24 protein-coding genes, 1 tRNA gene and 1 other RNA gene are annotated in these 24253 nt (G+C 64.0%); 5 read left to right on the top strand and 21 right to left on the bottom strand.

The features are described from left to right. Window positions 1-23: 23 nt before the first annotated feature. From ACQR3T_RS04815 to ACQR3T_RS04805, 3 genes are read left to right on the top strand one after another with little or no spacing between them, the layout of a single operon-like run. Entirely contained in the window at window positions 24-1214 is a 1191-nt protein-coding gene (locus tag ACQR3T_RS04815) for a molybdopterin molybdotransferase MoeA (protein ID WP_428692669.1), read from the top strand. Continuing rightward, window positions 1202-2221 (top strand): bifunctional molybdenum cofactor biosynthesis protein MoaC/MoaB, encoded by a 1020-nt coding sequence (moaCB, locus tag ACQR3T_RS04810; RefSeq protein ID WP_032376957.1) that lies wholly within the window; start codon window positions 1202-1204, stop codon window positions 2219-2221. Before ACQR3T_RS04815 ends, moaCB begins: the two co-directional genes overlap by 13 nt. Further along, the gene (locus ACQR3T_RS04805; RefSeq protein ID WP_032376956.1) at window positions 2214-2627 is read left to right on the top strand and encodes a molybdenum cofactor biosynthesis protein MoaE; all 414 of its coding nucleotides are present in this window, start codon (window positions 2214-2216) and stop codon (window positions 2625-2627) included. The genes moaCB and ACQR3T_RS04805 overlap by 8 nt, the downstream gene beginning before the upstream one ends. Window positions 2628-2632: 5 nt before the next feature. On the opposite strand, the gene ACQR3T_RS04800 is transcribed toward ACQR3T_RS04805, so the two are convergent. Both ACQR3T_RS04800 and ACQR3T_RS04795 read right to left on the bottom strand, forming a co-directional pair. Then, window positions 2633-3691: a CobW family GTP-binding protein gene (locus ACQR3T_RS04800; RefSeq protein WP_428692668.1), complete on the bottom strand. Its 1059-nt coding sequence runs from the start codon at window positions 3689-3691 to the stop codon at window positions 2633-2635. A gap of 11 nt (window positions 3692-3702) precedes the next feature. Further along, window positions 3703-4809, bottom strand: coding sequence for an N-acetylmuramoyl-L-alanine amidase (locus ACQR3T_RS04795; protein WP_428692667.1), 1107 nt, complete (start codon window positions 4807-4809; stop codon window positions 3703-3705). Between the two features lie 519 nt (window positions 4810-5328). On the opposite strand from ACQR3T_RS04795, the gene ACQR3T_RS04790 reads away from it, so the two are divergent. Then, the gene (locus ACQR3T_RS04790) at window positions 5329-5673 is read left to right on the top strand and encodes a histone-like nucleoid-structuring protein Lsr2 (RefSeq protein WP_032378160.1); all 345 of its coding nucleotides are present in this window, start codon (window positions 5329-5331) and stop codon (window positions 5671-5673) included. Window positions 5674-5793: 120 nt separating this feature from the next. On the opposite strand, the gene ACQR3T_RS04785 is transcribed toward ACQR3T_RS04790, so the two are convergent. The 19 genes from ACQR3T_RS04785 to prfB all read right to left on the bottom strand — a co-directional run bounded on the left by ACQR3T_RS04785 (window position 5794) and on the right by prfB (window position 23518). Beyond that, window positions 5794-5866, bottom strand: a tRNA-Ala gene (locus ACQR3T_RS04785). Window positions 5867-5993: 127 nt separating this feature from the next. Next, window positions 5994-6740 (bottom strand): DsbA family protein, encoded by a 747-nt coding sequence (locus ACQR3T_RS04780; protein WP_428692666.1) that lies wholly within the window; start codon window positions 6738-6740, stop codon window positions 5994-5996. A gap of 25 nt (window positions 6741-6765) precedes the next feature. Beyond that, complete coding sequence (locus ACQR3T_RS04775; RefSeq protein WP_052070465.1) at window positions 6766-7923, bottom strand: MFS transporter; 1158 nt, start codon at window positions 7921-7923, stop codon at window positions 6766-6768. A 77-nt stretch (window positions 7924-8000) separates the two neighbouring features. Next, window positions 8001-9641: a phosphoglucomutase (alpha-D-glucose-1,6-bisphosphate-dependent) gene (pgm, locus tag ACQR3T_RS04770; RefSeq protein WP_428692665.1), complete on the bottom strand. Its 1641-nt coding sequence runs from the start codon at window positions 9639-9641 to the stop codon at window positions 8001-8003. An 86-nt stretch (window positions 9642-9727) separates the two neighbouring features. Continuing rightward, window positions 9728-10519, bottom strand: a complete 792-nt coding sequence (locus tag ACQR3T_RS04765; RefSeq protein ID WP_032376951.1) for a DUF1295 domain-containing protein — start codon at window positions 10517-10519, stop codon at window positions 9728-9730. Further along, a complete protein-coding gene (locus ACQR3T_RS04760) occupies window positions 10516-11841 on the bottom strand; it encodes a class I SAM-dependent methyltransferase (RefSeq protein ID WP_428692664.1) in 1326 nt (441 codons plus the stop codon). The genes ACQR3T_RS04765 and ACQR3T_RS04760 overlap by 4 nt, the downstream gene beginning before the upstream one ends. After that, entirely contained in the window at window positions 11838-13148 is a 1311-nt protein-coding gene (locus ACQR3T_RS04755) for a class I SAM-dependent methyltransferase (RefSeq protein WP_428692663.1), read from the bottom strand. Before ACQR3T_RS04755 ends, ACQR3T_RS04760 begins: the two co-directional genes overlap by 4 nt. Continuing rightward, window positions 13145-13924, bottom strand: coding sequence for a DUF1365 domain-containing protein (locus ACQR3T_RS04750; RefSeq protein WP_052070194.1), 780 nt, complete (start codon window positions 13922-13924; stop codon window positions 13145-13147). The genes ACQR3T_RS04755 and ACQR3T_RS04750 overlap by 4 nt, the downstream gene beginning before the upstream one ends. After that, window positions 13915-15204: an NAD(P)/FAD-dependent oxidoreductase gene (locus ACQR3T_RS04745; protein WP_428693055.1), complete on the bottom strand. Its 1290-nt coding sequence runs from the start codon at window positions 15202-15204 to the stop codon at window positions 13915-13917. The genes ACQR3T_RS04750 and ACQR3T_RS04745 overlap by 10 nt, the downstream gene beginning before the upstream one ends. Next, window positions 15183-15842, bottom strand: a complete 660-nt coding sequence (locus ACQR3T_RS04740) for an alpha/beta hydrolase family protein (protein ID WP_052070192.1) — start codon at window positions 15840-15842, stop codon at window positions 15183-15185. Before ACQR3T_RS04740 ends, ACQR3T_RS04745 begins: the two co-directional genes overlap by 22 nt. A 119-nt stretch (window positions 15843-15961) precedes the next feature. Beyond that, window positions 15962-16332: a transfer-messenger RNA gene (gene ssrA / locus ACQR3T_RS04735) on the bottom strand. Between the two features lie 65 nt (window positions 16333-16397). Then, window positions 16398-17858, bottom strand: coding sequence for an SDR family NAD(P)-dependent oxidoreductase (locus tag ACQR3T_RS04730; protein WP_428692662.1), 1461 nt, complete (start codon window positions 17856-17858; stop codon window positions 16398-16400). 31 nt (window positions 17859-17889) lie between these two features. Continuing rightward, window positions 17890-18744 carry a DMT family transporter gene (locus tag ACQR3T_RS04725; protein ID WP_080730458.1) on the bottom strand — a complete coding sequence of 285 codons (855 nt, stop codon included), beginning with the start codon at window positions 18742-18744 and terminating at the stop codon, window positions 17890-17892. An 8-nt stretch (window positions 18745-18752) separates the two neighbouring features. After that, a complete protein-coding gene (smpB, locus tag ACQR3T_RS04720; protein WP_032397704.1) occupies window positions 18753-19226 on the bottom strand; it encodes an SsrA-binding protein SmpB in 474 nt (157 codons plus the stop codon). Window positions 19227-19309: 83 nt separating this feature from the next. Continuing rightward, complete coding sequence (gene ftsX, locus ACQR3T_RS04715; protein WP_428692661.1) at window positions 19310-20215, bottom strand: permease-like cell division protein FtsX; 906 nt, start codon at window positions 20213-20215, stop codon at window positions 19310-19312. 66 nt (window positions 20216-20281) lie between these two features. Continuing rightward, the gene (gene ftsE, locus ACQR3T_RS04710) at window positions 20282-20971 is read right to left on the bottom strand and encodes a cell division ATP-binding protein FtsE (protein ID WP_027496574.1); all 690 of its coding nucleotides are present in this window, start codon (window positions 20969-20971) and stop codon (window positions 20282-20284) included. A gap of 86 nt (window positions 20972-21057) precedes the next feature. After that, the gene (locus ACQR3T_RS04705; RefSeq protein ID WP_428692660.1) at window positions 21058-21504 is read right to left on the bottom strand and encodes a hypothetical protein; all 447 of its coding nucleotides are present in this window, start codon (window positions 21502-21504) and stop codon (window positions 21058-21060) included. Further along, a complete protein-coding gene (locus ACQR3T_RS04700; protein ID WP_428692659.1) occupies window positions 21501-22400 on the bottom strand; it encodes a mechanosensitive ion channel family protein in 900 nt (299 codons plus the stop codon). Before ACQR3T_RS04700 ends, ACQR3T_RS04705 begins: the two co-directional genes overlap by 4 nt. A gap of 5 nt (window positions 22401-22405) precedes the next feature. Beyond that, on the bottom strand, window positions 22406-23518 hold the full coding sequence (gene prfB / locus ACQR3T_RS04695; protein WP_027496571.1) for a peptide chain release factor 2: 1113 nt from the start codon (window positions 23516-23518) through the stop codon (window positions 22406-22408). A gap of 226 nt (window positions 23519-23744) precedes the next feature. On the opposite strand from prfB, the gene ACQR3T_RS04690 reads away from it, so the two are divergent. Next, complete coding sequence (locus ACQR3T_RS04690) at window positions 23745-24236, top strand: beta-class carbonic anhydrase (RefSeq protein WP_037155704.1); 492 nt, start codon at window positions 23745-23747, stop codon at window positions 24234-24236. Window positions 24237-24253 lie beyond the last annotated feature (17 nt).

Here is a 24253-nt window from a genome sequence, read left to right as displayed (position 1 = left end):
CGCGCGATCACCGGACCAGCGCAGTGAGCGCCGTATCCGTCGAGGAGCACGCCGCCGCGGTCGAGACTCTTCTCGCGGCGCTGGGCACCAGAGCGGCGCAGCGAATCCCCCTGGCCGAGGCCCTGGGACGAGTCTCGTTCGAGGATGTGCGGTCGCCGGTCGACCTGCCGCTGTTCCGAAATTCGCAGATGGACGGCTACGCAGTCGATTCTCGTTCCGTCACCACGACCCCGGTGACGCTGGAGGTCTCGACGATCATCGCCGCAGGACCGACGGAACTGGCAGTTCTCGCTGCAGGTAGCGCGGCGAAGATCATGACCGGCGCACCCATTCCCGACGGGGCCGACACCATCGTCCCCGTCGAGGACACCACGATACCGTCGGAAGGTTCGGTGACGATCGAACGAGGCCGCGGCGCAGGCGAATTCGTTCGTGAACAGGGAAGCGACGTACGCGTCGGAACAGTTCTGGTCGAGGCCGGGCGAGTACTCGAACCCCGACACATCTCCGTTCTCGCGGCTGTCGGTTTTGCCGAGGTCGCCGTGCGTTCGCGCCCTCGCGTCGCCGTCGTGACCACCGGTGCGGAACTGGTCGATGCCGGATCGACTCTCACTCCCGGCCAGATCTACGACTCGAACGGCATCACTCTCGCGGCGCATCTGCGGGCCAGTGGCGCGGAAGTGATTGCGGTTACGCGTAGCTCCGACGACCCGAGGCGATTTCGCGAGGTCCTCGACGAGGCAACACGATCGGCGGAACTGGTCATCACGTCCGGCGGCGTCTCGATGGGCGACTTCGAGGTGGTCAAGGACGTCCTCCGGCCGCTCGGCGGCACCTTCGGGTCGGTCCGCATGCAGCCGGGCGGGCCGCAGGGCATGACCTTGTTCGACGGTATTCCTGTGCTCAGCTTCCCCGGCAACCCCGTCAGCACAGTTGTGTCGTACATCATGTTCGCGCGCAACATAGTTCGGCGAGCAGCCGGTCTTCCACCGGTGCTTGCGAGCACAGCGATCTTGCACGAATCCATCGTGTCACCGCCGGGCCGTCGACAGCTTCTCCGTGGCCGATTGCGTGACGACGGCCGGGTACAGCTCGTGGCAGGCCCGGGCTCCCATCTGGTCGCGGCGCTGGCATGGGCCGACGTTTTGATCGACATCGACTCCGAGACAACTGAACTCGCCGAAGGATCCCACGTGGAGGTATGGCCGCTGTGACCACCGACGCCCCGCACACCCACCTGTCTCATCTCGACGATCAGGGCCGCGCTCGCATGGTCGATGTGGCACACAAGAAGGAGACCTCGCGCACGGCCGTCGCCGCCGGTGAGTTCGTCACCACTGCCGAGGTCATCGCGCTCGTGCGCGCGGACGACATGCCCAAGGCCGATGTACTCGCCACTGCCCGCATCGCGGGCATCTCGGCGGCGAAGCGGACGTCGGAGTTGATCCCGCTGTGCCATCAGCTCGCACTCTCGTCGGTGAAGATCTCGTTCGGTTTCACCGACTCGTCCATCACGGTCGAGGCCACGGCGCGCACCACCGGACGCACCGGGGTGGAGATGGAGGCCCTGACTGCGGTCGCGGTCGCCGGATTGACGCTGCACGACATGGTCAAGGCCGTCGACCCGGGTGCCACGATGAACGGCGTCCGACTGATCACCAAAGACGGTGGCAAGCATGGCCATTGGCAGCGAGACGGGGAACCGGTCACTCCCGCCACCGAGGCCGCCCCGACGCTCGACACGACGCGATCCGCAGTGGTGCTGGTGGCCTCCACCGGCGGCGCGAACGGTACTCGACCGGACACCACCGGCCCTACCATCGCGTCCTGGTTGACCGATCGAGGCTTCACCGTGCGCGGTCCGCTGGTGTACGCCGACGCCGACATAGCAGCGGGCCTGCAGGACGCGTTGCGCGGCGAACCGTCGTTGATCGTCAGCACCGGAGGCACCGGCGTATCCCCCACCGATGCGACTCCCGAGGCAACGGCAGCTCTGCTGGACATCGACATGCCGGGGATCGCCGACGCGATCCGCACCCGCGGAACGTCCGCGACGCCACACGCGGTGCTCAGCCGAGGCGTTTCGGGGCTCATCGGCCGCACGCTGACAGTCAATCTGCCGGGCTCGCCGGGGGGCGTCAAGGACGGTCTCGCGGTTCTCGATCCACTACTCGACCATGTGTTGGCCCAGATCGCCGGAGGAGGACCCCACGATGAGTGAACTCGTCGCACGAATTTCCAGTGAACCGTTGAGCACCGCCGAAGTGGAGGCAGCCGTACAGGATTCACGCCACGGTGCAGTCGTTCTGTTCAGCGGGATAGTCCGCGACCACGATGGTGGCCAGGCAGTGGAAACTCTCGAATACCGCGCCCATCCCGACGCCGAACGTTTCTTGAACCGATGCTGCTCCGAGGTCTCCGCCGAGACCGGCCTCGAGGTCGCTGCGGTACATCGCGTCGGAGACTTGCGCGTCGGAGACCTCGCGCTCGTGGCAGCCGTCGGATCGGCCCATCGCGCGGAAGCGTTCGAGGCCTGCGCGCGATTGGTCGAACGCATCAAGGCCGAGGTCCCGATCTGGAAGCGGCAGGGATTCGAGGGCGGACGCACCGAGTGGGTCGGACTGTAGGAGTTCTACCCGGCGTCCAGATAGCGGTGGACGGGGAGCATCGACGACGCATCGCAGTGCTCGTTGGGCTCACGCACGCACGCGCGTAGTCCTTTCTCGACGGCCGCTGCATCGAGGTCGGTGCCGATCAGCACCAATGATGTCTGTTCGGCCTCACCGGGCGCCCACGACGTCGCCTCGAACCGAATGTGTCGACCAACGGTGTGCACGATGAACTTCTGCGAATAGCCCGGTACGGCAAAATGCACGACACCTTTGATGCGGTAAAGGTTTCCGGTGGGATTCTCCAGAAACTCGACCATTCGTCGCGGTTCGATGGGCTCGGTGCTGACGAACTCGGTGTGCGAGTACTGGGCATGCAGGTGATGCTCATGATCGTCGCCGCTGTGGTCGTCGTCCCTGTGGTTCTCCCGTAGGAGCTCGTCGAACGACAACTGAACGGGAATCGCCGATTCGACGGAAAGGTCGTCCCGACGGTCGAACAGCAGCAGCGGATCCACTCGACCGAACGCGACAGGGACGACGGGGACGTCCCCCACGATGGACCGCACGGTGGACACGACCGCGGAGCGGCCGGACTCCGAGACCGCATCCGACTTGTTCAACACCACCAGATCTGCCAACTGCAGATGCTGGTCGATCTCGGGATGCAGTACGCGGGTCTGCGGAAATTCCACCGCGTCGACCACCCCTACGAGCCCGCCGTAGACGATGAACTCGTTCTCGCTGCCTCGGACCATTCGGATCAGATTGCGAGGTTCGGCGAGGCCACTGGCTTCCACCACGATGACATCGATCGCCGAACGGCGATGCGCGAGGGCGTCGAACATCGCGTCCATGTCGCTGATGTCCACCGCGCAACAGATGCATCCGTTGCCGAGGGAGACCATCGAGTCGACCTGTCCCGCCACGAGCATGGAGTCGACGTTGATCGCTCCGAAATCGTTGACCACGACGCCGATTCGGATCCCCGCATCGTTACGCAACAGGTGATTGAGCAGAGTCGTCTTGCCCGCGCCGAGGAAGCCCGCGACTATCACCACCGGAATTTTTCGACGCGTCACGGCGTCCGAGACTACCGGGCAGCGAGAATCTGTTTCAGCAGGCCTTGCGCGAAAGTGGACACACTGCTGACGTTCTCCGGGGTCGCGAGCCCCTTCAAACCGTCCACTCCGAACGTCTCGATGTATGGCGAGACGCTTTCGAGCAATCGCGAGAGCGCGCTACGGCCCTCCACAGCGGTCTTCGTTCCGGTGGTCGAGGACGTGCTGGGCGCAGCGGTGTCGGTCGTCTTCGCAGCAGGGGCGGCTGCAGTCGTCGTCGGGGCGGTCGCATTCTCCGCGGCCGGGGTGGACGGAGTCTCGGCACCGAGCAAATAGTCGATCACTCCGGTCGAAATTGCGATCGCGTGCTTCAACTGACCGTCCGAGCTCTCGAGAAGGGCCGCGTCGTCGGGGTTGGATCCGTTGCCCATTTCGACGAACACCAGAGGGACAGTGGTCAATGCCGGCCCGGCCACATCCGAGCGCTCCTGGATTCCCTCGTCCACGCCTGCGTAGTTCGCCGGGGCGAAGCCGGCCCGAACGTACGAGTCTCGCATCAGCTTCGACGCCGAACGTCCTCCTTCGGACTGGGCTGCGTCGGCCGCTGCGTTCGGAATCGGCAACGTGGGCACGATCAGATGAAATCCGTGCTTACCGGTATCGGTTGCCGTGCTCGTGGAGTCCGCGTGAATACTCACCGCGACGTCGGCTCCGGACTCGCTCGCGGCACGCGCCCTGTCGTCGACGCATCCGCCCCACCCCGAGTCGTCGGCACGGCTCGTCTTCACCGTGGCACCCAGGCTCTCCAGACTGGACCGAACGAGTTCGCTGACTTTCCAGTTGATCGTGTGTTCGGGCACGCCGTCCACGGTGGTCATTCCGGTGGTCTGGCAATCCTTCGTCCCGCCGCGTCCGTCGTCCACCTGACGCTGCAGGTTCTCCGAATGTGCCGTGCCCTGGTGACCCGGGTCGAGGAAAACCGTCTTACCCGACAACTCGCTACCGGTAGTCGACGGTGACGGGGTGGACGGGGTGGACGGGGCAGCCATGGCAGGAGCGGCGACGATCACACCCGCACCGAGCATTCCCGCGCATATCAGAGCCGCTGTTGCCGACCTGGTGATTCGTGCAGATTTCATATGCTCTCGAGCGCACCGGAGTGACTGGTGGCGCTACTCCCCTCTCGGCCCCTCGGTTGCGCTGATCGGAGCGAGTCGCCGACACCACGGGACACACACGAAACAGCAGACACTTGCGCCTCAAGTGAACCAGATGTCGTCATCGACGCGCCTCGGATGATCTTTCGTTAGTGAAATGAGTGCGTTCCGTAATCGATCCGTTGCGAACGCGCCGCCACGTCGCACATCGATAAGCCGGCTCCCCCACTCGAACCACCACGAACCGACTCGGGGATGGAAAAGCGCCTACGAACCGGCCAGTCTGTCTTTGATTTCGATAAGGACCTAGGTCGTATCGGGACAATGTTCTCGCATATACCTCTGCGTTTCGGCGACCGCCCGATCCGATTCCCGACAATTCTGCGAATCGCGTAACAATTCCCCGGCCCGCGTGGATAAGCACATTGTTCGGCCGTATAGTCGTCTCAGTTCGATCTGGACATCCCCGCATCATCCCCTGCACCATTGGAGAGCTTCAGCATGGCCAGAAAAGTCTATGTGCAATTGGTCGACGACATCGACGAAAAACCGATCGAATCCGGTGGCGAACACATAACCTATTCGGTCAACGGGGTCAGCTACGAAATCGACCTGAGTGACAAGAACGCCAAGGAATTTCATCGCAAGCTCGACTATTACATCGAACACTCCACCAAAGTCGGTGGAAAGCGGACGAAGAAGTCGAGTACCTCTGCGACCGGCGCGAAGCGCGACGCCAATCAGACCAAAGCCATCCGAGAATGGGCCAAGGCGAACGGCCACAACATCTCCGCGCGAGGCAGAATTCCCGCCGAGGTCGAGCAGGCCTTCGACGCAGCCCACTAGTCACCGCTGACCTACAGCACCGAAACAAGAAAAAGCGCCGCTCGAGAGCGGCGCTTTTTCGTTTCCTGAGACAGATCACGTCGGTGAAGCTGACCATCTCGGTGGAGCTGACAATCTCGGTGGAGCTAAGGGGACTCGAACCCCTGACCCCCACACTGCCAGTGTGGTGCGCTACCAGCTGCGCCATAGCCCCGAGTTACTGCGTGCGACCGCTCATGCGGTTGCTCGAACGAAGTTACACCATCGGTCGCAACAGCAACAAATCACCTGGTCCGGCCGGTACCGAGAACTCGACCACCGGCCGCACCCACGGGGGTGGATCAGTTGATCGAGGCCAGCCATTCCGAGTCACCGAGCGCGTCGACAACCTGTCCGTCGACCAGTACCCCCGGCGTCCCGCGCGCTCCCGACGCCGCCAGAGCGTCGCGTCCGGTGTTCGCGTCCGCCACCGCGGCATCTCGTTCGGTTCCGCCGGCAATGCACTCCGTTGCCAGCTCGCTCGCTCCGGAGGAACGAGCGAGCTCCGCTAGTTCCGCATCGGTTCTGTCCGAGTCCGCGCCTTCGACCGGGCGGAATTCGGAGTCGAACAACCCGCCGTGAAAAGCGGAGTAGACCCGGGCGTTCTCCGTCGCTGCCACACAGTGGGACGCCGCGACGGCACGCGTCGAATAGTCACCCGAGGCCGACGACGGATCGAGAAAATTGACCAGGTGGTAATTCACCGAGACAACGCCATCGTCGATTTTCTGAGCCAACTCCTGGCCGTGCTTCTCTTCGAGATCGCCGCAGAACGGGCACATCGGATCTTCGTAGACATCGATCACACGCTGCGCTCCCGGACGCGCCAGCTGCACCACGCCGTCACCTGGCAACGACAATTCGACCTCGGGATTCTTGACGGTTCCGTAGCCGTCGTTGCGTGGGGCGTCGCTTCCGCTCTGCCACATGATCGCAACCACGACGACTATCACCACCACCAAGAATGCGATACCGCCCAATACATAGGTCACTGTGTTGGACGTCGCCTGTGGCGTGTGTTTCGTACTCGATGTCTTCTTCTGGCTCACAGAGCGAATACTACGGATGTGCGTGTCAGGTGCGCTCGCGCTCGAGGGTGTCGGGTACGCGAGACCACCAGAGTCCGGCCACCAGAAGCAGCGCACCGGTCACGGCGAAAGCCGGGCCGAACGAGACCCGCTCCACGATCATCCCGGCCACGATCGGGCCGATCACCGCACCCACGTCGGACGCCATCTGGAAGGCAGCCAGTACGGGTCCTCCGCGCGCCTTCGAGCCGATCACGTCGGCGACCGATGCCTGCTGGGCAGGACTCATCAGGCCCGATCCGATTCCGGCGATCAACGACACCACGAGGAACAACACCGGATCGTGCACATACCCCATCACGACGGTGCCCAGGCCGCACACCGCCAACCCGGCCAGCATGAAGGGTTTGCGTCCGCGTACGTCGGACAGGCGACCTGCACTGGTGAGAACCAGAGCGTTTCCCACTGCGAACACGGTCAGAGCAATACCGACGAACACCTCGGATCGCTGCATCGCCTCGACGACGAACAACGGCACCAACGCCACCCGGACACCGAACACTGCCCAACCGTTGGCGAAATTCGACGCCAACGCGGCCCGATAAGACGGGATTCGGAGAGCAGCGAGCAGCGACATCGTCGGCGGTGCCGAGCCCTTCTCCGGTTTGACGAGCTCGGAGTTGCCGAGGGTGAAATACACGACGGCGGCAGCGATCACGAGAGCCACGGCATAGATGACGAACGGCACCCGCAGACCGAAACCGACGAGCGCGCCGCCGACGAGTGGACCACCGATGGTTCCCAACAAGAATGCGGTCGCATAGAGCCCGGAGATGCGGCCCCTACTGGTCGGTGGACTGATTCTGATCAGCAGTCCGAGAGCCGACACCGAGAACATCGTCGACCCGATTCCGCCGAGTCCGCGAAACACCAGCAGCTGCCAGTACGTCTGGGCCAGAGCGCACGCGCCGGTGGACACCGCGACGATCAGCAGTCCGATCAGGTACACGGGTCGTTCGCCGAGCCGCTGAACCAGAGCGCCACTGGCCGGTGCGAACAGCAACCGCATGAGAGCGAAAGCACTGATCACTGCCGACGCGGCGGTATAGCCGACACCGAATTCTCGGGCGAACTGTGGCAGGGCAGGCGCAACGATGCCGAATCCGAGGGCGATGACGAACGCCGCCGATACCAGTACCCAGATCTCCGGTGGGAGTGTGCTTCCGGGTTGGAATGCCGGCTCGGAGGCCGAGCTGTCGTGGTCGGGTGGGGACGAGTCGGTCACGAGCTCTCGAGAGCGGACGACACCAATTCACGTGCTGCATCTTGGACCTCGGCGAGGTGCTCCTTGCCATGGAACGACTCCGCGTAGATCTTGTACACGTCCTCGGTACCGGACGGGCGCGCAGCGAACCAGGCGCTCTCCGTCGTCACTTTCAGGCCACCGAGTGCAGCTCCGTTGCCCGGAGCCTCGGTCAGCGTTGCCGTGATCGGTTCGCCTGCCAATTCGGTTGCGGTGATCTGGTCGGGCGAGAGCTTGGCGAGAACGGCCTTCTGCTCGCGCGTGGCCGGTGCGTCGACGCGGGCGTACGAGGGATCGCCGAACTTCGCGGTGAACTCCCCGTAACGCTGGGACGGCGTGGATCCGGTGACTGCGGTGATCTCCGACGCCAGCAGCGCGAGGATGATGCCGTCCTTGTCGGTGGTCCAGACGCGACCGTCGTGTCGGAGGAACGACGCCCCGGCGCTTTCTTCCCCGCCGAATCCGAGATCGCCGGCGAGTAGGCCGGGTACGAACCATTTGAATCCGACCGGCACCTCGAGCAGACGGCGGCCGAGGCCGGCCACCACGCGGTCGATCATCGACGAGCTCACGAGGGTCTTGCCCACCGCCGCCGTGGGCGACCACCCGGGCCGATGAGTGAACAGGTAGTCGATGGCAACAGCGAGGTAGTGATTGGGATTCATCAGGCCACCGTCGGGGGTGACGATGCCGTGCCGATCGGAATCGGCATCGTTGCCGGTGGAAATGTCGAATCGATCGCGTGCAGCGATGAGCGACGCCATCGCGTTCGGCGACGAGCAGTCCATCCTGATCTTGCCGTCGGTGTCGAGCGTCATGAAGCGGAACGTGCCGTCCACCAACGGATTGACGACGGTCAGATCGAGGTTGTGTCGCTCGGCGATGGCGTCCCAGTAGTCGACACTGGCTCCGCCGAGCGGATCGGCACCGATCCGAACACCGGCCGCGCGGATCGCATCGAGATCGACGACGTTCGGCAGGTCGTCCACGTAGGTGCCGAGGAAGTCGTACCGCGAGACGCTCCCCGCGAAGGCCTGCGCCAGTGTTACGCGCTTGATGCCCGAGATACCCTCGCGCAGAAGATCGTTCGCGCGGGCTGCGATGACCGACGTCGCGTCGCTGTCGGCCGGCCCGCCGTGCGGAGGGTTGTACTTGAAGCCGCCGTCCCGTGGCGGATTGTGGGACGGAGTCACCACGATGCCGTCGGCCTTCGCCGCCGGGCCCGACTCGTTGTGGCGAAGGATGGCATGACTGACGGCAGGGGTGGGCGTGTACCGATCCCCCGAATCGACCAGTACGTCGACGTCGTTGGCGGCCAACACTTCCAGAGCCGTCGTCCAGGCCGGTTCCGACAACGCGTGGGTGTCCCGGCCGATGAACAGGGGCCCGGTGATGCCTTGCGCAGCGCGGTACTCCACGATCGCCTGCGTCGTCGCCACGATATGGGCCTCGTTGAACGCCGAATCGAGGCTCGACCCTCGGTGTCCGGACGTACCGAAGACCACCTGCTGACTCGGGTCGGACACATCCGGAACCCGCGAGTAGTACGCCGTCACGAGTTGCGAAAGATCAACCAGATCCTCCGGCAGTGCAGTGGTTCCAGCTCTCTCGTGCGCCACGATGCGCCTCCTCGTTGTGGTCGAACCGAACTCGATCGATGAATCGAACTCCTCGACAACCCTAGCGCCGCTGCCCCACCCGCGAGCTACTTGCTGGGTCCTTTCGGCGGCCGTGGGAGGAAATAGCTGGTCCGCTGCTGGTATTCGCGATACCCCGGACGTTTCTCCATGCTGCGCTCCAGCAGCCGTGCACCGGTGGCGAACACCAGGAAGTACGTCATCGCGATAGGCGACAGCAGTGTGAACACTCCGGGCCAGGCCGACGCCGAGACGAGGAACAGCCCCCACCAGACTGCCGAGTCCCCGAAGTAGTTGGGGTGCCGCGTCCAGGACCAGAGACCACGATCCATGATCTTGCCCTTGTTCGACGCGTCGGCCTTGAAGGCTTTCAACTGCGCATCGCCCACTGCCTCGAACGTCCATCCGAGCATCCAGACCAGTACGCCGAGTACGACGACGGTGGGGACCGATCCGTGTGCGACAGCGGATACCTGCAACGGCAGTGACACGAACCACAATGCAATTGCCTGCGTCAGATAGATCTTGCGCAGGGCATACAAGGTTTCGTTTCCGGTGGCCTTGGAGAGCAGTTCGGTGTAGCGCGGATCCTCACCGTGCCCGCGTGAGCGCTGAAAGACGTGCAGTGCAAGACGAAGTCCCCATACGCCGACGAGCGCGAGCAGAAGCAATCGACGCCACAGTTCACCTGTTCCTGTCGCAGCCGAGATCAGCGCGATCAGAACGAAGCCGCCGCCCCACGTCACGTCCACGACGTTGTGCCGTCCGATACGCGCGCCGATGAGGGCGGTGACGATCATCAGGACAGCGGTACCGCCGAGGCTCGCCAGCGATACGGTCAGGAAGTCCGACCAGTTCATCCGGTGGTCGTCCAGGTCGGCCGCACCGGTTCCATGTCCGATGGTCCGTGCTCGGACCTGACCGCCAGGATCTGGTCGACGCCCATCCTGTTGTCGCGGAATGCCATTCCGCCGCCGATGAGATACAGCCGCCACACGCGGGCGACCTCTTCCCCGACCATCGCCACCACGTCGTCGAAGCGCGCCTCGAAGCGCTCGGTCCAGACGTCGACGGTTCGCACGTAATGCTCCCGAAGCGCGTGGACGTCGCGAACCTCGAGGCCGGCCTCCTCGATCATTGCGACGGTCCGCCCGACCGGGCGCATGTACATGTCCGGCGCGATGAACGATTCGATGAATGCTCCGCCGCCGGGGTTGTCGCCTTCCCTCCGCGACATCTGCTGGATCAGCACGCGGCCGCCGGGCTTGACGTTGGCGTGCAGTGCGGCGGTGTAGGTCGGGTAGTTCGCCTCCCCCACATGCTCGCCCATCTCGATCGACGCCACCGCGTCGAACGGACCGTCCGGAATCTCCCGGTAGTCCTGGATTCGGATCTCGACGCGGTCCTGCAGCCCTCGATCGGCGATTCGCTTGTCGATGAAGGCTTTCTGTTCGCGCGAGATGGTCACTCCGACGACATGCGCTCCGTACTCCTGAGCCGCATGCAGGCTCAGGGACCCCCAGCCGCAGCCGACGTCGAGAAAGCGTTGCCCTGCGCGCTTGTCGAGCCCGATCTTTCGACACACGAGGTCGAGTTTGTCGCGCTGGGCGTCATCGAGGGTGTAGTCCGGCGCATCCGAGGTCCAGTACGCCGACGAGTACGCCATGTGCGAATCGAGGACCAGCTCGTAGAAGTCGTTGGACAGGTCGTAATGGTGGCTGATCGCAGCGCGGTCACGGAGCATCGAGTGCAGCCGCCCCTTCACCGAGGCCTGCGACACGGGCGGCGGTAGTGGGCGGCCGAACACTCCGAGATCCTTTGCCAGCCTTGCCAACCGCAGCAGCGACGCCGGCCCCGGTCGGACGGCCGAGAGTCGGCGCTCACGCACCACGCCCCAGACGTGATCGAGAGCCGCGGCAAGATCCCCGTCGACGTCCAACTCCCCGGTGACGTACGCCTGCGCAGCACCGAGTTCGCCAGGGCTCCACAGCAATCGACGAAGGGCGCTGGGGCTCCGCAACAGCACTCTCGGTGCCGAGTCATCGCCTGCGACGGATCCGTCCCACGCCTGCAGCCGAACGGGAAGCGGGCCACCCACCAGGGGTTCTATCAACTCGGCAATCCGATGCGCGACACCGCCACTGCGATGGGTCCGGTCCACGGAAAGTGTCGAGGTGGTCATCGGTTGTCCCTTCGGTCGAGCACGATCTGCTGAACATCGAGGTACCCGGATCGAAATCCGGCCTCCGAGTAGCACAGGTAGAAGTGCCACATTCGCGCGAACACCTCGTCGAAACCGAGATCGGATGCCTCGCTGCGGTATTCACGGAATCGACTGTCCCACAGAGCGAGGGTTCGCGCGTAGTGGTCGCCCATGGACAAACGCTCGCGAACCCGAAGTGAGGTGTGCTGCTCGGTCACCTCCTCGATGGCCCGCACCGACGGCAGGAACCCGCCGGGAAAGATGTACTTGTGTACCCAGGTGTACGTGTTTCGGGTAGCCAGCATTCGATCGTGCGGCATGGTGATGGCCTGGAGGGCAACCCGCCCACCCGGCGCGAGCAGCGCGTCGATCGTCTCGAAGTACGTTCCCCAGTACTGATGCCCGACAGCCTCGATCATCTCGACCGACACGATCGCGTCGTACTCGCCGTCGACCAGACGATAGTCGAGGAGATCGATCTGAATTCGATCTCCGTAACCCGCAGCGGCACAACGCTTCCGGGCTAGTTCCTGCTGTTCGGTCGACAATGTCACCGACCGTACCGTCGCACCACGAGCGGCCGCACGGATAGCCAGCTCGCCCCATCCGGTGCCGATCTCGAGAACCCGGCTTCCATCGCCGACGCCCGCGCGGTCGAGAAGACGGTCGATCTTTCGGCGCTGAGCGTCGGCGAGCTCCTCACTGTCGTTGCCGCTTCCCGCTCGGGCGAACAACGCACTCGAGTAGGTCATCGTCTCGTCGAGGAAGAGTTCGAAGAGGTCGTTCGACAAGTCGTAGTGCCGTGAGATGTTGGATCGCGTGTTCTTGGTCGTATTCCGCTCGCTCCGTGGAGGTTTGGGGATATAGAGCCCTCGGAGGCGCTGCAAGGACTTGGGAATCAGCGACGCCATTCGCCGGGCGAATACCTCGAGCACGGCAGTGAGGTCCTCGGCGTCCCAGTCTCCGGCCATGTATGCCTCACCGAATCCGATGAGTCCACTGTCTCCGACCCGTGCGGCGAAGTCGTGTGGCCGATAGACGGTCATCAACGGTGCGTCGGCCGACCCGGCCCCGATCACTTCGCCCTCGGGCATCGCAACCCGGACCTGCAATCCCGCGACCGCACGACGGAAGAGTAAGTCGGCGACGGGCGCGGCGGCAGCAACCTTCATGCCACCGGGAACATGGGCGATCTGAGGCCAGACCCGCGGATCGACCGACGGGCGCGGACCGGCAGCGGAACCGTACGGGTTCGACACAGAATTGGATTTCGACACAGTTGTCATCTGTGGGCCCCTTCCTTCTGAATTCTTCGTTCCCCCGGAGGGGCAGGTTTCTGCACGATCTTCAGACCCCGCGCCCAGAGCCGAATGCCTTGCCAGCGGATCTGTATCACCACTCGCAAGGGCGCAATCGGGATCTCCAGTGCGGTGCGCAGAATCGACCGCGTCGTCACCTCGCGTCGACGGCCGTCGACGGTCGCGACGAACGGAGGGTGACCGGGACGTTCGAGGACGATCGACAGCCGGAGCGCGGCGTCCGGCTCGGGCAGCTGCATGGAGTACTCACCGTCGACCTCGTTGAACGGCGAGACGTAGAACTCCTTGGTCGTCCGTGCCGCGCCGCGGCGATCGGTGTGCAGCAGATACCGGTATCGCTCGCCGTAGGTGTTGTGCACCTCGGCCACCACGCAGCGGAGGTCTCCGTCGCGGTCGTGACACCAGTACACACTCAGCGGGTTGAACGTGTGTCCGAACACCCGGGCGCTGGCCAACATCGTGATCCGTCCGCCGCCCAGATCGATACCGTTCTCCGCCAGGAACGCATCGACGTTCTGACGAATGGTGGCGTCGGGGTCGCCCAGGTGATCACGTGAGTCGAACGATGCCAGCGGTCGCAACATCCGCGGCAACTCGGGGAGCGCGTCGAGGTCGACGAACCAGCTGTAACTCTTGTACGAGAACGCGTTTCGAATCGGCGCGCGTCGCACGTGATCGATCCGAGTGAGATACAGCGCCGCTCCGTGTGCGCGGGTGGTCGGAAGAACGGACGTCAGAGCCACGTGGCCCCCACCCGTTGCGCAGCGCGCGCTCCGGACAACGCGCCGTCCTCGTGGAATCCCCAGCCGTGGTACGCCCCGGCGAACGCCACCGTATCGGTGTCCAATTCGGGCAGCCGACGCTGCGCTGCCACGGATTCGGGGGTGTACTGCGGGTGCTCGTAGGTCATGTCGTCGAGCACCGCGTTCGGGTCGATGCGATCCGCTCCACCGAGGGTGACCAGCATCCTTCGATCGGTGTCGTCCAACCGCTGCAACCTCGTCAGGTCGTAGCTGACCAGAACTCGATCGGGCCTGGCGCTACAGGACGGGAGGTGGTAGTTCCACGAGGCCCGCGCCCTGGTGTTCTTCGGCAACACCGACGAGTCCGTGTGCAGTGCAGTGTGATTGACCGAGTACGGCATCGCACCGAGAATGCTGTGCTCGAGCGCGGTCGGTTCTGCGAGCATCTTCAGCGCGGCACCGGGATGGACCGCGATCACGGCGGCGTCGAACGTGCGGAGGTCGTCGCGACCGTCCCGGATCTGCACAAAGTCCTCGGACCTGTAGACCGCGCGTACCGGAGTATCGAGCAACACCTCATCGATGTGCGACGCAACCCGGCGAACGTATTCGATGGACCCGCCCGTGACGGTACGCCAGGTGGGAGATCCTGTGACGGTGAGCATTCCGTGGTGCTGAAGAAAGGAGAACAGGTAGCGAGCCGGGTAAGCGAGCGCTGTGTCCGGATCACACGACCACACCGCCGACACCAACGGCGTCATGAAGTGGGATTCGAAATATGCCGAGAACGAATGGTGTTCGAGAAATGCACCGAGTGTGATCTCGGAATCCGCCGAGTCCGGGCTGTCCAGAAGTTCGGTCGCCAGCCGATGAAAACGCTTGACATCGAGCAACATCGACACGAATCGTGGTTTGAACACCGCCGTACGTTGCGCCAGGATTCCGCGCATGCCCTGGCCGCCCGAGTACTCGAGCCCGCACCCGTCGCAGCGCACGGACATGCTCATGTCCGAATCCTGGGTGGGTACGTCGAGTTCGGCGAACAGCCGAAGCAGCGTCGGATACGTGCGGTCGTTGTGCACGATGAACCCTGTGTCGACGCCTACCGGACCGTCGGGGCCGTCGACATAGTGCGTGTCCGCGTGACCGCCGAGGCGGGATTCTGCCTCGTACAACGTCACCGACGAGTTCTTCGACAGTGCGTATGCGGCCGTCAGGCCGGCGATGCCGCTCCCGACCACCGCAATACGACGGCGCGTCACGACTGCCTGCCCATGCAGTCGGCCTTGGTATCGGCGGCAATGCCGAGGACGAAGTCACGCGTGGCCCTCGACCAGACCCGCGGATTACGGAGCATGAAATGCCCACCCGGAACGGAAAGGTAGCGAGCAGTCGCCCCTCTGGATGCTGCTCTCTCGGTCGCACGGCGCGAGGTTCTCGGATCGGTCCACTTGTCGGCAGTGCCGTGTACGACGAGTAACGCATGGTGCGCGCCGAATGCGTCGGCTTCCACACCCTCCGGCCACCACGGGGCCAGGGCCACCACACCCACGACAGAAGGATCGTCGACCAGGGCAGCGGCGGTGCGGCCACCCATCGAATGGCCGACGACCACCACGTGAACGTCAGGATGCTCGGCGCGGATTCGGTCCAGCGCCCAGCGGGCGTCCTCGACCGGAGACCGTTCGGGGGCGTTCCAGCCGCGGAACCGGTACTGCAATTGCTGCACCGAAATGCCGCGTTCGCGTCCCACGCGCCGAAGCATCCAGGTGAACGGCCACATTCGCAGGCCGGCCAGATGCCAGGGCCGACTGCGCGCCCGGCTCACGTCCTTGCCGCCGCCGAGGACCAACACGACCAGTGCAGGGTCGGACACCCGCCTGCCGGTGCGCAGTACTGGAGTCGGCTCGTTGCTCATGCCGGTTATTCGGCACCGAGGCCGCTTCGGGTGGGGTCGGTTCGGACGGGGCGATTGTGACCTGTCAGACACAAAGAAGAAGACCGGGCCGAGAGTGTGTCTCTCGGCCCGGTCTTCTGCGGTGGAGCTGCCGGGAATCGAACCCGGGTCCTCTGCTGCATTGCCAGGGCTTCTCCGTGTGCAGTCCGCTATGTCTCTACTTGGATCTCCCGATCTCGCGAACAAGTCAGGATGACGATCCCAGCCACTGTTTGATGTTCCTCATCATCCCGCGGCCGGATGAATCGGTGAGCCCTCTAGCTGATGCCAGTACCCGGGCCGAGGGCAAGCCCGGACTGACAGACACGCAGTCGCTACTTAGGCAGCGAGTGCGTAGTCGCGCTGATTGGAATCGGCGCTTATAAGGTTGCGATGACGCTTACGGTGGTCTCTCGCCTGCACCGACACGCTTCCCCTGACTCAACATACAAAGTCGAAACCGTTCAGCCCCGTATGTTCCCGAACACTGTGTCCGGGCTGTTCAGTGTAACGCCTCGCATGGACACATTCATCCCATTAACTTCTCGCACGGCGATCCGTGGCGTGCGATGCGGCATCCGCGTCCACACGCTGCACCACTGTGCGCAGCATTCGGCGCGCCACGACCAACCGTGCCGGCAGTGAGGCGTACCAGACTGCGCGACCGGCCAGTCCACGCGGGAAGAACACCAACCGCTGCTCGATCGTCGGCTGCTTCGCGGTTCCCCCGACCGTGAGGTCCAGCCACGCCTCGCCGGGCAGCCGGGTCGAGGACTTGAGCCGGGTGGTGTGTTCGATGCCCGACGCCGACGCGTCGGGTCCGGTGGCGTCGCGACGCCAGCCGGTGAGCACGTCTGCGTCGGCCAATCGTTCCAATGCAGGCCGGATCGCACTCGACTCCGCCGTACTTCTGGCGACCCGAGTGTCGGTGTACACCACTTCTCCGGCCCAATCCGGGTCCGACGGAAGTGGATCCGACGGTGCCGCGGTACCGGTGGCGTCGGTCCACCTCGTCTCGACCTCGCCGTCGTCGATCTTGCGCAGTGCCAGCCGAACCGAATCGCGGTAGCCCGTCAGACCGTTGTCCGGGCGGGGCACGACGGCGTCGATGTCCATCTCGTGACCGACGGCGTCGTACTGCAGCGATTCGATGAGCGGCATCGCCAGCCCGCGCGGAATGGGTGTGACCAACCCGATCCAGTGGCCGGCCAATCGCGGAGTCAGCACCGGAAGCACGATGATGCGACGCTGCCGCAGTCCCGCGACGTCGGCGTAGATGTTCATCATCTCGCCGTACTGCATGACGTCCGGACCACCGATGTCGAAGGTCCGGGATTCGGCGATCGGTGCGCTCGCGGCCCCGATCAGGTAGTGCAGCACGTCGCGGACAGCGATCGGCTGGATTCGGTTGTGTACCCACCGCGGCGTGGTCATCACCGGAAGTCGGTTGGTCAGGTGGCGAATCATCTCGAACGACGCCGAACCCGATCCGATCACGACGCCCGCCTGCAGCACCACGGTGGGAACGCCCGACTCGATCAGAATGCGTCCGACCTCGGCACGAGACTTCAGGTGGGGCGACAACTCACCGGTGGGCGGGTGCAGTCCACCGAGATACACGATGCGACCGACGCCGCACTCGGCAGCAACGGCCGCGACGTTCTCGGCGCTGTCGCGTTCGGTATCGGCGAAATCGGAATGGCCTGCGGTGCCCATGGAATGCACCAGGTAGTACATGATGTCGACTCCGGTCAGCGCCTCCTTCAGCGATTCCCGGTCGCTCAGATCACCGCGGACGATCTCGACATTCGCCGCCCACGGCACGTTGTCGAGCTTGCCGGGGGTGCGAGCAAGCACTCGGACCCGGTACCCCTCGTCGAGCAGACGCGGTGCCAGACGCCCGCCGAGGTATCCCGTGGCACCGGTCACCAGCACGCGGGGTGGGCGTCCGTCGTCCTGAACCACGGGGATGTCGGACGGCGAATCGGAAGCTGTCATAAACGAGGTCATTACCCCCGAGCGGTCCAGTTCAACCTGCGAGGGCAATCATCGCGATCGCGCCGAGCGCCAACGCCATTCCGATCTTCTGCAGAGTGCCGACTCTCTCGCCGAGCATCACCATGGCCAGCAAGACCGTTGCTGCCGGATAGAGCGAGGCAATGACGCTCACCAACGACAGAAGGCCGTCCTGATAGGCGTAGATCAGGGCGGCATTGGCAACCACGTCGAGCACACTGACGAATGCCGCAAGTTTGAGCACGCTGCCGTGCGGGGGCGAGAAATGCCCGGAAGCCAGAGCTACCACCCAGACCACCGCGGTTGCCGACGCACGCGACGCCGCGAGCGGCCACAGTCCACTGCCGTCGCCTATCCGATGCAGAAAAATGAACGCGAAAGCGAACGTCACGCCCGAACCGACCGTCAACCAGGCCACGGTTCGGGTGAACTTCATCTCCCGACCGCCTGCCACTTCACCGGTCACCTCGTCCGGGGATTCCTTGCTGACCAGCACCACGGCCACCAGGGCGACTGCGATGCCGACGAACGCGATGATGCCGGGACGCTCGCCCATCGACAGCCCGACCAGCACCGGGATACCGGCGACCAGTACCGCGGTGACAGGCGAAACAACGGCCATCGGACCGGCGGCGAGCGCCAGATAGAACCACCACACCGCAACGCCGCCTGCGACACCCGAGGCCAGCCCCCACAACATCGCAGAGAGCTCGATCGTGCCGCCGACGAACGGAGCCACGAGCAGAACGATCACCAGCGACAGTGGGTACGAGACGATGACCACGCGCAGTGCCGCTACCCGGCGGGATGCGACACCGCCGACGAAATCGCTCACCCCATAGCCCACAGCAGCTACCAGAGCGAGCAGAACAGCGGTCAGCGCATGCCCTTCACACGACGCCCCAGCTCACGAGTGACCTCGCGTTCGGCGGTGCGCTTGGCCAACGACTGTCTCTTGTCGTAGTCCTGCTTGCCCTTGGCCAAGGCAAGTTCGACCTTGACCTTGCCGTCGGAGAAATACATCGACAACGGCACCAGCGTGAGGTTGCCCTCTTTGACCTTGCTTGCAAGGCGGTCGATCTCGCGACGGTGAAGAAGCAGTTTGCGGTTTCGCCGCGGCGCATGGTTGGTCCAGCTACCGAGCGTGTACTCCGCGATGTGCAGTCCGCGCAGCCAGATTTCACCGTCGTCGACGGTCGCGAAGGCGTCGACCAGGGAGGCTTTGCCGTCGCGCAGACTCTTGACCTCGGTTCCGACGAGGGCAACTCCGGCCTCGAGGACGTCGAGTATGGAGTAGTTGTGCCGCGCCTTGCGATTGGTCGCGATGGCCTTGCGGCCCTTCTCTCTCACTGCAGGGCCCTTTCTCGAGCATTCGCCGCGTGGAGCGGTTCCACGGGCAACCGCTCCAGCATAGAACCGAACGACAAGCGAATTTATTCGCGCACGTACAGGCGCAGCGTGATGTATGCCGTCACTGCTGCCATGCCGACTCCCACCAGCGCGAGGAACGGCGAGACGAGGAGGACGTCACTATTCGAAATCCGGGCCAGAATATTGGCCTGATACACGTCGGACAGAACATCGTCGATGAACATGTTCTTCGCAGTGAACAGGCCGGCGATGGCGAGCGCGGATCCGATCAGGGCCGCCACCACCGCCTCGAGCAGGAACGGCAGCTGGGTGTACCAGCGAGTGGCACCGACCAACCGCATGATGCCGACTTCGGTTCGTCTGGTGAACGCAGCGATCTGAACCATGTTGGCGATCAGGAGAATTGCGGCGATCGCCTGCACCGTGGCGATCGCGAAGGCAGCGTTCCGCACACCGTTGAGCACGCTGAACAATCGCTCGACCAGATCGCGTTGATTGAGCACGCTCTGCACGCCCGGTCGATTCTCGAAATTGTCGTTGATCACCCCGAACCGCTCGGGATCACTCAGGCGAACCTTGAACGACGCGGGAAAGCTGTCGGCACTGACCAGTTCGGCCAGTTCGGGCTGATCCTTGAACACTCGCTCGGTGGCGTCCTTCACCGCATCCTCACGATTGAGGTACTGCACAGAGACCACCGATGGGGTGTTCTCCAGATCCGATCGCAGGGTGGCGCAGGTCTCCTGTGCGCAGTCGGCATCCGTTGCGGAGATGTCGTCCGTGAGAAAGATCTGGACTTCCACTCTGTCGAGGAAGATCTGCTGGGTCTTTCCCGCCATCTGCACCACGAGCAATCCGCCGCCGAACAGGCCGAGGGATATGGCTGTCGTCAAGATCATGGCGACCGTCATGGTGATGTTGCGGCGAAGTCCGGTGAGGACCTCACTGAAGATGAAACTTGCGCGCATCGCGGAATCCGAGCCCTTCGATTCGTTCGGTCGAGAAGTCTGAGCGGTCCTGTCCGGTGGGCGGCGTCAGCGCCCGACGCCGTAGACCCCGCGGGCCTCGTCACGAACGACTCGTCCGTTGTCGAGTTCGACGACGCGGCGGCGCATCGAGTCGACGATGTGGTTGTCGTGGGTCGCCATCAGCACAGTGGTTCCGGTGCGGTTGATGCGCTCGAGCAGCAACATGATGTCCTGGCTGGTGTCGGGATCCAGGTTTCCGGTCGGCTCGTCCGCAAGCAGGACCAGCGGGCGATTGACGAAAGCTCGGGCAATCGCCACACGCTGCTGCTCACCACCGGACAGCTCGTTCGGCAGACGATCGGACTTGCCGCCGAGTCCCACCAGGTCGAGAACCTCGGGGACGGTGCGTTTGATCATCGAACGCGGCTTGCCGATCACCTCGAGCGCAAATGCCACGTTTTCCACCACGGTCTTCTGCTGCAAGAGACGAAAGTCCTGGAAGACGCAGCCCATGCTCTGCCGCAGTCGCGGGACGCGACGGGCCGCCAGCCGGTTCACGTGGAAGTCGGCAACGTGGATGTCACCGGAGGTGGGCGTCTCCTCCTTGAGCAGCAGCCGCATGAACGTCGATTTGCCCGAACCGGACGGGCCGATCAGGAACACGAACTCACCCTTGTCGATGGAGACCGTCACTTTGTCCAGGGCGGGCCTGGTGGAGGTCTTGTAGGACTTGGACACATTCGAGGTGCTGATCACGGGTCGCCAGTGTAGTCCTTACCCGCCGGTAACCGTCGGAACCGTGCGGGTACCACGGCGAGTCCCGAGAGACGGTAAAGGCAGCGTCAGCGCGATGACGTCGGTGCAGGCTGGGTGGGAATCAGCGACTGAATCGCCGGCGGAATCGGCACGCCGAACGGCGCGGTCGTCGTCGGCGAAACTGTCGTCGTGGTGGCCTGCTGTCCGGATTCCTCGACGGTTCCCGACTGCTCCGGATCGACGGTGGCCGACGGAGTCGGCGAGACCGTGGTTGTCGAGTATCGCTGCTCGGAGGTCTGGGGCTGGTTGTAGGGGGTGAGCTCGGACGGATCGACAGCGACAGGGCCCTCGATCCGCTGCTCGTCCCTCTTGGCGATGTCGGCACTGACCTGTCCGTAGAGCAGGCCCGTAAGCACGAAGCAGATGCCGAACGCGACGGTGGATGTGCGGACGCGGCCGTAGATCTTGGCCGGAATGCGCCACTGCCGCCAATTTCGTTGCGAGCGTTCGGTTCCGGTATCAGGTGAACTCACTGGTCTTCCGTCCGATCTCGTCCCGACGATTCCGGTGCGACCCCGGCCGTACTGACGTCGGGGGCAACGTTGATGCCCTCGGGCTGCAGAGCGGCGGCCACTCGCACTCGAAGCTCTCGCCCCACCTGGAACTGCTTGCCCGGCAGCGTCCGCGCGACCAAGCGCACGTTGACCTGCCCCACCTCGATGCTCTCCACTCCCATCACGGTCGGTTCGTCGAGCAGGAGCGGACGCAATCGCGTGTCGGCGAATGCGTCACGGCCGACTGCACGGAGCAACGCGTTCACCTGGGTGAGATCTGCGGTGCTGGGGACCGGGACGTCGACGACTGCGCGCGCCCAATCCTTCGACAGATTGATCGCCTTGACGATCTGCCCGTTCGGGACCGTGATGACCTCGCCATCGACGCTGCGCACCCGAGTCACTCGGAGCGTCACGTCCTCGACGGTGCCCTCGGCGTCCTCGGCCGATCCGTTGACGGCGATCTGGACAACGTCACCGAAGCCGTACTGCCGTTCGGTGATGATGAAGAACCCGGCCAGAATGTCCTGCACTACGCGCTGAGCACCGAAGCCGAGGGCGGCACCGATGACCGTCGCGGGTGCCACGAGACCACCGACGCCGAATCCGAAGCGACGCAACACTTCGATGGTGACGAGGATGTAGATGAGCGTGACCAGCACCCACGTGATGACCTGAGCCAGGGCATGACGGTGTTTGGCGGCCTCGGACCGCACGAGTGCGTCGCTGTGCTGATAGTTCTGGTCGATGCGGGCAGTGATGCGAGATCCGGTCCAGGTGACGAACCGCGCGCCCAGCAGCCCGCCGAGGATGTACAGAACGATTCCGAGGGCGTTCAGCTTCAGGTCGAGCGTCGGGTTCAGCCAGCCTGCCATCAGATCTACTGCTCCCCTCGCATTCGCCATCGAATTCCGGATTCCAAGAATCCATCGATGTCTCCGTCGAGAACAGTAGACGGATTGTTGACCTCGTACTCGGTACGCAAATCTTTGACCATCTGATATGGGTGCAGCACGTACGAGCGCATCTGGTTACCCCACGAGCTGCCGCCGTCGCCCTTGAGCGCATCCATCTCGGCGCGCTCTTCCTTGCGCTTGACCTCGAGCAGCTTGGCCTGCAGCACTCGCATGGCAGAGACCTTGTTCTGCAACTGCGACTTCTCGTTCTGACAGGTCACCACGATGCCCGTCGGGATGTGCGTCAATCGAACGGCGGAGTCGGTGGTGTTGACCGACTGTCCGCCCGGTCCGGACGAGCGGTAGACGTCCACGCGAATGTCGTTCTCGGGGATCTCGATGTGGTCGGTGGTCTCGACGACCGGGAGAACCTCGACCTCGGCGAACGAGGTCTGGCGTCGACCCTGGTTGTCGAACGGGCTGATCCGCACGAGCCGGTGCGTACCTTGCTCCACCGACAACGTCCCGTACGTGTACGGAGCCTTGACGGCGAAGGTCGCACTCTTGATTCCGGCCTCTTCGGCGTAGGACGTGTCGTAGACCTCGACCCCGTAGCCGTGCTTCTCGGCCCAGCGGATGTACATACGCATGAGCATCTCCGCCCAGTCGGCGGCATCGATTCCGCCGGCACCGGAACGGATGTTGACCAACGCGTCACGCGCGTCGTACTCCCCGGACAACAGGGTCCGCACTTCCATGGCTGCGATGTCCTCACGCAGGGATGCCCGTTCGGCGTCGGCATCGGCGGTGGCCGACGCGGCCGCTTCACCTTCTTCGCCCTCGGCGAGCTCGTACAGAACAGGCATGTCCTCCAGGCGCTGCCGAAGCTCCTCCACGCGGCGCAGTTCTGCCTGCGCGTGGGACAGCTGACTGGTCACCTGCTGCGCGTGTTCCTGGTCGTTCCACAGGTCCGGTGATGCGGCCTGGTGTTCCAGCTCGTCGATGCGTCGCCGCAGTTCCTCGACGTCGAGTACCGACTCGACAGTGGACAGAGTGGTGTCGAGCTCGGCCAGGTCTGCAGAAACGTCGGGATGCACGAGAGTCAAGGTTACCGGCACCCGAACCCTCGCCCGACCGCCCCCGAACCCGGACGGGACCGCCCTGGGCGAATGGGCACCGTCGTCGAGGGTTCGAACCGTGCTGATTTCAACTCTCGTCAGGCCATCGGGTGACTGCTAGTTTTCGGCTCATCGACATATTCGCATGTCGACATGCCTGTCACCGCCCGGTGTCGGCCACACCTGCAGTACACAGGAGCGTCGTATGACCGTCACCGATCAGTACCTCGACAACAACAAGGCCTACGCCGCCCAGTTCGACGGTCCCCTGCCTCTGCCACCGTCGAAGCACGTGGCAGTGGTCGCGTGCATGGACGCCCGACTCGACGTCTACCGCATTCTCGGTCTCGCCGACGGCGAAGCCCACGTGATTCGCAATGCCGGCGGTGTGATCACCGACGACGAGATCAGGTCGCTGGCCATCAGTCAGCGTCTGCTCGGCACCAAGGAGATCATCCTGATCCATCACACCGACTGCGGCATGCTCACCTTCACCGATGACGAGTTCAAGAAAGATCTGCAGGACGAGACGGGCATCAAGCCGAACTGGGCTGCCGAGTCGTTCACCGACCTGGACCGCGATGTTCGCCAGTCGCTCGCCCGCATCGAGCAGAGCCCGTTCGTCACGAAGCACGAATCCATTCGAGGCTTCGTATTCGATGTCGCAACCGGGAAGCTGAACGAAGTCACCGGATAGACCCCGCCACCCATATC

Source organism: Rhodococcus sp. IEGM1428 (assembly GCF_050321865.1).
In the GTDB taxonomy this organism is placed as follows: domain Bacteria; phylum Actinomycetota; class Actinomycetes; order Mycobacteriales; family Mycobacteriaceae; genus Rhodococcoides.
The sequence above is the reverse complement of the archived record's forward strand: the minus strand, read 5'-3'. Positions and strand labels throughout refer to the sequence as shown.

Coding starts and splice junctions, on each gene's coding strand:
- moaCB (WP_032376957.1), top strand. CDS start 1,202: ATGGCCGCTGTGACCACCGACGCCCCGCACACCCACCTGTCTCATCTC.
- ACQR3T_RS04805 (WP_032376956.1), top strand. CDS start 2,214: ATGAGTGAACTCGTCGCACGAATTTCCAGTGAACCGTTGAGCACCGCC.
- ACQR3T_RS04795 (WP_428692667.1), bottom strand. CDS start 4,809: ATGAAATCTGCACGAATCACCAGGTCGGCAACAGCGGCTCTGATATGC.
- ACQR3T_RS04790 (WP_032378160.1), top strand. CDS start 5,329: ATGGCCAGAAAAGTCTATGTGCAATTGGTCGACGACATCGACGAAAAA.
- ACQR3T_RS04765 (WP_032376951.1), bottom strand. CDS start 10,519: ATGAACTGGTCGGACTTCCTGACCGTATCGCTGGCGAGCCTCGGCGGT.
- ACQR3T_RS04760 (WP_428692664.1), bottom strand. CDS start 11,841: ATGACCACCTCGACACTTTCCGTGGACCGGACCCATCGCAGTGGCGGT.
- ACQR3T_RS04755 (WP_428692663.1), bottom strand. CDS start 13,148: ATGACAACTGTGTCGAAATCCAATTCTGTGTCGAACCCGTACGGTTCC.
- ACQR3T_RS04740 (WP_052070192.1), bottom strand. CDS start 15,842: ATGAGCAACGAGCCGACTCCAGTACTGCGCACCGGCAGGCGGGTGTCC.
- ACQR3T_RS04730 (WP_428692662.1), bottom strand. CDS start 17,858: ATGACAGCTTCCGATTCGCCGTCCGACATCCCCGTGGTTCAGGACGAC.
- ftsX (WP_428692661.1), bottom strand. CDS start 20,215: ATGCGCGCAAGTTTCATCTTCAGTGAGGTCCTCACCGGACTTCGCCGC.
- ACQR3T_RS04700 (WP_428692659.1), bottom strand. CDS start 22,400: ATGGCAGGCTGGCTGAACCCGACGCTCGACCTGAAGCTGAACGCCCTC.
- ACQR3T_RS04690 (WP_037155704.1), top strand. CDS start 23,745: ATGACCGTCACCGATCAGTACCTCGACAACAACAAGGCCTACGCCGCC.